This is a genomic window from Luteitalea sp. (assembly GCF_022842525.1).
Lineage (GTDB): Bacteria > Acidobacteriota > Vicinamibacteria > Vicinamibacterales > Vicinamibacteraceae > Luteitalea.
Window position 1 is genome coordinate 67,454 of sequence record NZ_JALHPM010000008.1, and the last position, 8,541, is coordinate 75,994.

The following is an 8,541-nucleotide window of genomic DNA, read 5'->3' on the forward strand; positions in this document are numbered from 1 at the left end:
TCCAGTTTGCTCAGCGCACGCAGCGAATCAGGGGCGGCCCTGCAGGACGAGACTGGCCCACAGGGCCGGATGCTCGCGCAGCGTGACCGCGCCGAGTGGCGAGTCCACGACGACGCGACCGGTGCGGAGGTCGGCCAGCCACGCCAGTTGCGCGCGGCGCAGCGCCTCGGCCTTGTTGCCCGTCGCCAGCCATTCGCGGTAGAAGTGCGGCAGGATCGCCCGGGCGGCCTCGTCGGGGAGATCCCACAGCGTGGCGATCACCGACCGGGCGCCCGCCGCGATGAAGGCGCGCGTCAGGCCAAGCAGGCCGTCTCCGGTCACCGGCCCGGTCGCGCTGCGACACGCGCTCAACACGACGAGGTCGGCGTCCAGCCACAAGCCGTAGACCTCTTCGGCCGTCAGGCGTCCATCCCCCTCCTCGGAGGTCTGACTGGCCAGTGCCAGATACGACTCGAACGGGCGCGCGTCGTCCACGATGGCATGCGTAGCCAGGTGCAGCACGCTGGCGCCCGGTGCGGCCTGTCGCAAGGCCAGCTCCGACGCCGTGCCGTCGCGCAACACGGTGGCCGCGGCAGGCGCGACCCGCCGCCGTATCGCCTCGACCTCGCGCGCGGCGCCCGGGAGCCGAGCCAGCGCCTCGCGCCGCGACCGTGCCGCGGACCACGCGGGATTCCCCAGCAGCAGGTATGAGGGCGGACCCGCCCGTGGCGCGCGACCGGCAACCAGGCGCAGCACCGCCACCGAGGGCGCATGGAGCAGCGCATGGTCCTCGACGAGGTATCGGCCGTCGCGACGCGTCAGCGCGGCGAACGAGAGGCGGAACAGTGGACCATGGGGGACAATCGTCACGAGGCCATCGCGGGCGGGCAGCCACCGCTGCACCGGAGCGATGAGCGCATCATGCAAGCGACGGAACGCGGCACGCGATGCGGGTCCCGTGCTGAATCTCGTGGCCTCCGCACCTGGCGTCGCCTGGGTGGCGAGGATGGCGCGCTCGAGGTCGCGCGCGCCTATGGGAAGGCGACGCATGTGCACGTCCCCCTGGGGCGTGATGACCCACACCAGTGTCACCTCGGCGTCCACCCAGTAGGAGACGATGGTGGCGCCCAGCGCGGTGGCCGTGGATCGCATCTGGTCGACCGTCGCGCTGTCGACGGCAGCAGCGCTCTCGAGTGCCGTGCCGCCGGCGCGGGCGCCCGCCGCTGGCCCGCCGGAGGCGCCGCGCAGCACCAACCCTGGAGAAGGCGGTGGCGTGGTGCTGGCGGCGGCCGACAGCGAGGGGCTGTTCTCGACGAGTCGCGACGCGACGAGGTCGGCGAAGGCTCTCGCCCGGGCGCGCTCGGCCACTTCCAGCGCGCGTGTCGCCTCACCGGCAAGGGCGAGGCGGCGCACGCTCAACCCGAACAGCCGGGCCCACGACTGGTCGAACCCGCGCTTGAAGTAGTCGCGCGGCACCAGCGAGGCCCGCAGCCGGCCTAAGGCCTCGAGGGCAGCGTCGGCGGCGATGATGGCCTCGTCGGGGCGGTCCAGTGCATCCAGCGCACGAGCCCGGCGCTCGAGCGTCTCCACACGGCTGTCCACGCCGAGTCCTGGCGCCTCCAGAGCCAGATCGAAGGCCGCCAGCGCCTCGGCGTAACGCCGCGCGGCAAAGGCCACCGTACCGCGCGCGCCTTGCAGGCTGCCCAGGAGACGGGGTTCCGCTGGCAGAACGAGTGCTTCGGCGAGGGAACGCTCGGCTTCTGGCACCCGCTGCATCTCCACGAGCCCGATGGCCTGCTGTGTGAGCGCGTGGACGAGGTCGGAGGGCTGGGGCGACGTGCGCGCGACGGCAACGGCCTCGGCATACGCCGCGGCCGCTTCGTCGAATCGTGCCAAGTGCAGGTGGGCAATCCCGAGGCCAATCAGGTTCTGCACCTCGGCCGGCGTGTTGTCGATCCCTCGCTGGACGTCGAGCGCGCGCCTGAACCACGGGATGGCCTGCTCCGGCTCGCCGTGTACGCGATAGATGCGGCCGACGCTCGTCAGGGCCCGCGCCAGATCCGCGCGGGCGCCGGCGCGCTCCAGCAAGCCAACCGCGCGCTCGGTCTCGCGCAGCGCCCGGATGTAGTCGCCGGCCAGGAACGCCAGGTCGCCGTGCTGGTGCGCGACGAGGCCTTCGAGCGCGGGCCGTTGCTCCCCCTCGAGCGACCGCTCCGCCTCCTCGATCAGGACGAGCCGGTCGGCCATGGGCACGGTCGCCACGAAGGTGAGACTGCGCAGCAGTTGCGCCTGCAGCCAGCGCGGGCCATGCGCACGCGTCAGGGCCACACCGGCACGCCACTGCTGCTCGGCGGCGGCGTGTGCCCCCCGCTCGGACAGCTCGCGCCCACGCTGGAGGGCGAGCGTCGCGCGGAGCTCGAACGCCGCAGCATCGTCGAGCCGCCGCGCGGCGCGCGCATAGTGCTCCTCGGTTGCGGCATCGTCGCGCCGGAGGAAGGCCACGCGGCCCAGCCCCCATTCGGCCCGCCCCTCCACCACGAGGTCTCCCGCGGCGACCGCCTGATCGCGGGCGCGCACCAGCACCGCCCAGGCGTCGTCGAGGCGATTGAGGGAGATGAGCCTGATGCCTTCGTCGACCAGGTGGGCCGGCGTCTCGGCAGCGGTCACCGATGACACTGGCGCCGACGGCGCCTGCGGCTCCGGCGCGCCACGTGCCCGCGCCACGCCCTGGTGGACGCCCGCGGCGAGGAGCAGCAGCAGCAGCGGGAGCGGGCGACCGATGTTCATCGCGGGACGGTCATCGGGACGCGTCCTGCAACGCCTGGCACGCCGCACGCGACCGCGGCCCCCCATCGGCGCACAGCGACCGCAGCAGGGTCACGGCGTGGTCGTGCGCGCCCAGGCGCTCGTGGGCCACCGCGACGAACCACCGCGCATCGTCGCCGACGAGGTCGCTGCCGATCGCAGCCTCGAGAAGCGGCAACGCAGGCGCGGGATCGCCTGCGAGCAAATGGGACAGGCCTGCGTAGAACGCGATCTCGACCTCGCTGGGGTGTGTCCGGGCGACGGGTTCCAAAGCCCTGGCCGCTTCGGCCCAGGCGCCACGACGGTAGAGGTCGAGCGCCGGGCGGAGGTCGCGTACGAGTCCCTGGCGCCGAGCGGCATCGCGCGAGGTCTCGCCGCGCAACGTCATCACGAGGCTGGCGGGCATGCGTACGTCGAGGGCGACGATCGATGCGGCCCACGGCGCGGGCAGCGGAGATGCCGCCGCCGCGGGAGCTGACGTCGACGCGGCCGTCGACGAGGGAGGGCCGGGGCTGGCGACGGGGGCTGGCCTCGAGAGCAGGGCCGCGGCCAGGGCGACGACCACGAGCGCCGCCGCGGCCACCGCCCCGTATCGCAGCCACCACGGTGTCGACGACACGTCGGCCAGCGCCGGCGCCGCGGGGTCGACGTCAGCGGCCTCGCGACGCAGATCAGTGAGCGCTCGATGGATCGCAGCGCAGTCGGCACATCCCACGACGTGGTCGGCCATCAGATCGCGGAGCTCCGGCTCCAGCGTGTCGCTGGTGAGGGCGACCCAGTCGTCTTCCGACGGATGCGCACCATCGCGACGCTGCGCGCCGACGTCGTCAAGATAGAGCTGCCGGAGCTCGTCGTCGTCTGTCAGGCGCACGCCTGGTCGCGTGGTCATGAAATGCCTCGTTCGCGCAGGGCGGCCCGCAGGTCGGCCATCCCGCGCGCCACCAGATTGCGCGCGCGCTGATACGGCCATCCACACAACGCCATGATTTCCTCGACGGAGAAGCCGGAGAGATGAGCCTTGACCGCACGCGCCCGGTCGGGCGCCAGGGTCTCGAGGCTGGCGCGCAGCGCGTCCCGCTGTTCACGCCGCCGCACGTCGTCCTCCGGGGTGGTACCCGTCGTCATCACCCGCTCCACCTCTTCGCCGGCAGGTTCGGCCCGCGCCGCCTGCGCCCGGTCGCGGCGGATGGCACGAACCGTCTCGCGCACGGCCGCCCTGTACACATAAGAGGCCGGGTGGTCGATGGCTTGCTCACGGGCGACCTGCTGCCAAAGCGAGACGAGGACCGTCTGCTCGATGTCGTCGGCCAGTCGAGGCGCGTCGGTACGCGCCGCGCGACGAATGGCGTGGCGGATCAGGCGGCCGTAGTCACGGACCAGGGCCTCGAAGCGGGCATCGGGATGCCTGGCATCCATCGGGGAATCGGGCCATTGTAGCCGTACCCCAGAGCGTCTGGTGCCCGTCGCCGGCAGCGCACCCGGCATGTGTCAGCGCGCGTCAGGGGTCAGGTCTCACCTGAGACCGGCCTTGCGGAGGATGGTCATCATCGGGCACCAGTTCGTGAACGCCGACTGGAACAGGTTCGCGCCGACGAACAGCGTGAAGTAATACCAGTTGGGGTGCACGAACATGCCCAGCGCCACCGAGCCCATCACGACCGTCCCCGCGACCAGGCGGAGGGCCTTCTCGACGGTCCAGCCGGTGTCGCAGGATTGGGCGGTTGTCGGCGAGTTCATCGTCTGTGTGGCCATGCTTCCCTTCATTGGTCGTTCAGAGTCAGTGGGTGGCGGGTAGGGCCGGCTCGGAAAGCCGGCCGTCGGCGACGGTGGTGCGTCGCCGGGCCCCCATGTAGTAGAGGACGGGCACGGCCATTCGTGACAGGAGCAGCGACGCCACCTCGCCGGCCATCAGCGAGATGGCCAGGCCCTGGAAGATCGGGTCGAAGAGGATGACGCCCGCGCCGACGATGACGGCAGCCGCGGTCAGCGCCATCGGTCGGAACCGGACGGCACCGGCATCCACCACGGCCTGCTCGAGCGGCATGCCCTCGCGCACGCGCAACTCGATGAAGTCGACGAGGATGATCGAATTGCGGACGACGATGCCCGCACCGGCGATGAAGCCGATCATCGAGGTGGCGGTGAAGAAGGCGCCCATCAGCGCGTGGGCCGGCAGAATCCCCACCAGCGAGAACGGAATCGCGATCATGATCAACAGCGGGGTCTGGAACGACGAGAACCAGCCCACCACCAGGATGTAGATCAGGATCAGCACGACGCCGAAGGCGATGCCGAGGTCGCGGAATACCTCGATGGTGACGTGCCACTCGCCATCCCACTTCATCGACGGCAGCGTCGTCTGCTCCGGCTGGACGGCGTTGTAGATCGCCACGCCCTGCCCCTCGGGCAGGCGCAGCCGCTCGATGGCCTCGTTCATGCGGAAGATCGCGTAGACGGGACTCTCGTCCTCCCCGGCCAGATCGCCCGTCACGTAGGTGACCGGCAGCAGGTTCTTGTGGTACAGGCTGACGTCCTCGGTGCGCGTCTCGAGGCGCGTCAGTTCACCGATCGACACGGCCCTCGGCGAGGCCAGGCGCATGGCCTGGAACGCCGACAACTGGTGCCGCTGGTCGCGCGGCAGCCGGATCAGAATCGGCACGTCCTCCCGCGAGGTGGCGTCGTGCAGCAGTCCCGCCGACTCGCCGCTGCCGGCCATGCGGACCAGCCCTGCCACCGTCGCCGGGGCAATGCCCGCCGCGGCCGCCTTCTGCTCGTCCACGACGAGCGACAGCTTGGTCTGCGGATCCTCCACGTACCAGTCGGTATCCACGACCCCGGCCGTCTGCTCGAAGATCTGCTTGATCTGGGCGGCCAGGGCCGTGCGGCGGGCCTGATCCGGGCCGTAGATCTCGGCCACCAGGGTCTGCAGCACGGGCGGGCCTGGCGGCACCTCGGCGACCTGGATCGTCGCGCCGGTGGCCCTGGCGATCGGCAGCAGGCGTTCGCGCACCCGGCGCGCGATCTCGTGGCTCTGCTCCGACCGATCGTGCTTGGGCAGCAGGTTGACCTGCAGGTCGCCGAGATGCGCCGCCTGGCGGAGGAAGTAGTGCCGCACGAGGCCGTTGAAGTTGTGCGGGGACGCCGTGCCGACGTAGTCCTGAACGTTGCGGACGGCAGGGTCCTCGAGCGCGGCAGCCGCCATGCGCGCGGTGACCCCGGCGGTCTGCTCGAGCGAGGTCCCTTCGGGCATGTCGACGATGACCTGGAACTCGCTCTTGTTGTCGAACGGCAGCATCTTCACCGTGACGAGCTTCAGCGGCACCAGCGCCATGGCCGCCAGCAACAGGACCACCACCCCGGCCAGGAACATCAGTCGGCGACGGCCGTCCAGGATCAGCGGGTTCATGGCCCGCCGGTACCAGCGGGTCATCGCATCCTCCTCGCCGTCCTCGTGGCCCCCATGCGGGCGCAGCAGGCGCACCGCCGCCCACGGCGTCACCACGAAGGCGACGATGAGCGAGAAGACCATCGCGGCCGACGCCCCCACCGGAATGGGCCGCATGTAGGGCCCCATCAGGCCACCCACGAACGCCATCGGCAGAATCGCCGCAACCACCGTCAGCGTGGCGAGAATGGTCGGATTGCCGACCTCGTCCACCGCCCGCAGCGCGATCGCCGTCAGGCCATCGTCCATGCCGGTCTTCAGCCGCGCGTGTCGGACGATGTTCTCCACCACCACGATGGCGTCGTCCACCAGGATGCCGATCGAGAAGATGAGGGCGAACAGCGTGATGCGGTTGAGGGTGTAGCCGTACAGATAGAACATGAACAGCGTCAGCGCCAGCGTGACCGGGATGGCCACCATGACGACCAGCGCTTCCCGACGCCCGAGCGCGATCCAGATCAGGATCGACACCGAGACGACGGCGATCGCCATGTGGTACAGCAGTTCGTTGCTCTTCTCCGCGGCCGTCTCGCCGTAGTCTCGCGTGATCTCGACATGGACGTCGGCGGGAATCAGGGTGCCCTCGAGCGCCTCGACCTTGGCCTGCACGCGCTCGGAGACGGCGATGGCGTTGGTGCCGGCGCGCTTGGCGAGTGCAATGGTCACGGCCGGGGCCGCGCCCGCGCCGCGCACATGGTGGCGGACGTAGGTGGCCGGGTCTGCATCACGATCCGAGACGGTCGCGACGTCGGATAGCCGGACCGGGCGGCCCGATCGCGAGGTCACGACCACGTCCCGCAACTGCTCGATGGTCTCGAGACGCACGCCGGCCTCGAGCGTGCTCGTCTGCCCGTCGACGAGCGGACCGGCGGCCCCGGCGCGGCTGCTGCCCTGGATGGCGGCGCGCACCATCAGCGGGTCGACGCCGTAGACCTCGAGGCGAGCCGGATCGATCTCGACACTCGCGACGCGCGGACGACCACCGATCAGCGCGACCTCCGACACGTCCGGCACTTCCTTGACGGCGTCGTGCAGCTGCGCGGCGAGCAGCCGCAGCTGATGGTCGTCGTACCGGGTCGACCACAGCGTGATGCCGAGGATCGGCACATCGTCGATCGAGCGCAGCTTGACGAGCGGGCCGTGCGCGCCCGGCGGGATGCGGTCGGTGTTGGAGGCGAGCTTCTGGTTGAGCCGAACGAGGGCATCTTCCTGGTTCTCGCCGACCCGGAAGCGCACCACCACCATGGCCCGTCCCGGGCTCGAGGTCGAGTACACGTACTCGACCCCCGGGATCTCCCACAGCAGCTTCTCCACCGGTCGCGTGACGCGCTGCTCGACTTCGGCCGGCGAGGCGCCGGGGACGTCGACGAACACGTCCACCATCGGGACGATGATCTGCGGCTCCTCCTCACGCGGGAGCCCGAGCACCGCCATGACGCCCAGCGCCGTGGCGGCGACGATGACCAGCGGCGTCAGCTTGGAGTGGATGAAGGCGGCCGCGATGCGGCCTGCCATGCCGAGGCCTGCCATCACTTCGCTCCCGTGCGAATCGGGGTGCCGTCGGTCAGACCAGCCGGCGGGGCCGTGATCACCCGCTCCCCCTCGGCCAGGCCACTGACCACTTCGAGACCCTCACGGAACGTCCGCCCCAGCACCACCATGCGCAGGCGGGCGGCGTCCCCTTCAGCCACGAAGATCGCCGTCACCTGTCCGCGCCGGACCACGGCGCTGGCGGGCACGAGGAGGACCTGGGAGGCGGGCCCGGGCAGGTGCGTGCGCCCGAACATGCCGGAGCGCAGCCGCGGCTCGGCGGGCAGGGCGATCTTCACGAGATAGGCCCGGGCATCGGCGTCCATGGCGCGGGCGACCTCGCTGACCGTGCCGCGCAGCGTCAGCGGTTCGGCGGCATCGAAGGCGACGTCGAGTTCCTGCCCGACCGACAACTCGGTGACCCGCGAGGCGTCGACGCGGACGTCGAGCCGCAGGGCGCCCTGCTCCTCGACGCGCAGGAGCGGCGCGCCGGGCATCGCCATGTTGCCGGGCTCGACCAGCTTCTCGGTGATGACGCCGGCAAACGGCGCGGTGATCATCGCGAAGCTGGCCGTGACGGCGGCGGCGTCGCTCCCCGCTCGCGCACTGGCCAGGGACGCCTGCGCCTGCTGGACGTGGGCGTCGATGGAGCCGAGGCGCGCCTCCGCGGCGCGCAGCGAGGCGGTGGCCTCGTCGAGTTCCTGTGGGGTGGCGGACTTGCGCGCGTGCAGGGCGGCGATGCGCCCGTGCGACGCCCTGGCCAGCGTCAGGGCCGCGTCGGC

General features: G+C 71.3%; 6 protein-coding genes. All 6 read right to left on the bottom strand.

Features of this window, described 5'->3' with window-relative positions; genetic code table 11:
• Nucleotides 1–27: 27 nt before the first annotated feature.
• On the bottom strand, nucleotides 28–2,766 hold the full coding sequence (locus tag Q0C41_RS03335) for a CHAT domain-containing tetratricopeptide repeat protein (protein WP_291981033.1): 2,739 nt from the start codon (nucleotides 2,764–2,766) through the stop codon (nucleotides 28–30).
• A gap of 10 nt (nucleotides 2,767–2,776) precedes the next feature.
• Complete coding sequence (locus Q0C41_RS03340; protein WP_291981034.1) at nucleotides 2,777–3,673, bottom strand: tetratricopeptide repeat protein; 897 nt, start codon at nucleotides 3,671–3,673, stop codon at nucleotides 2,777–2,779.
• Nucleotides 3,670–4,200, bottom strand: coding sequence for a sigma-70 family RNA polymerase sigma factor (locus Q0C41_RS03345; protein ID WP_291981035.1), 531 nt, complete (start codon nucleotides 4,198–4,200; stop codon nucleotides 3,670–3,672). Before Q0C41_RS03345 ends, Q0C41_RS03340 begins: the two co-directional genes overlap by 4 nt.
• A gap of 96 nt (nucleotides 4,201–4,296) precedes the next feature.
• Nucleotides 4,297–4,536: a DUF2892 domain-containing protein gene (locus Q0C41_RS03350; RefSeq protein WP_291981036.1), complete on the bottom strand. Its 240-nt coding sequence runs from the start codon at nucleotides 4,534–4,536 to the stop codon at nucleotides 4,297–4,299.
• 25 nt (nucleotides 4,537–4,561) lie between these two features.
• Complete coding sequence (locus Q0C41_RS03355) at nucleotides 4,562–7,759, bottom strand: efflux RND transporter permease subunit (protein WP_291981037.1); 3,198 nt, start codon at nucleotides 7,757–7,759, stop codon at nucleotides 4,562–4,564.
• The coding region (locus Q0C41_RS03360) for an efflux RND transporter periplasmic adaptor subunit (protein ID WP_291981038.1) at nucleotides 7,759–8,541 on the bottom strand (783 nt) is incomplete at its 5' end. The genes Q0C41_RS03360 and Q0C41_RS03355, both read right to left, overlap by 1 nt.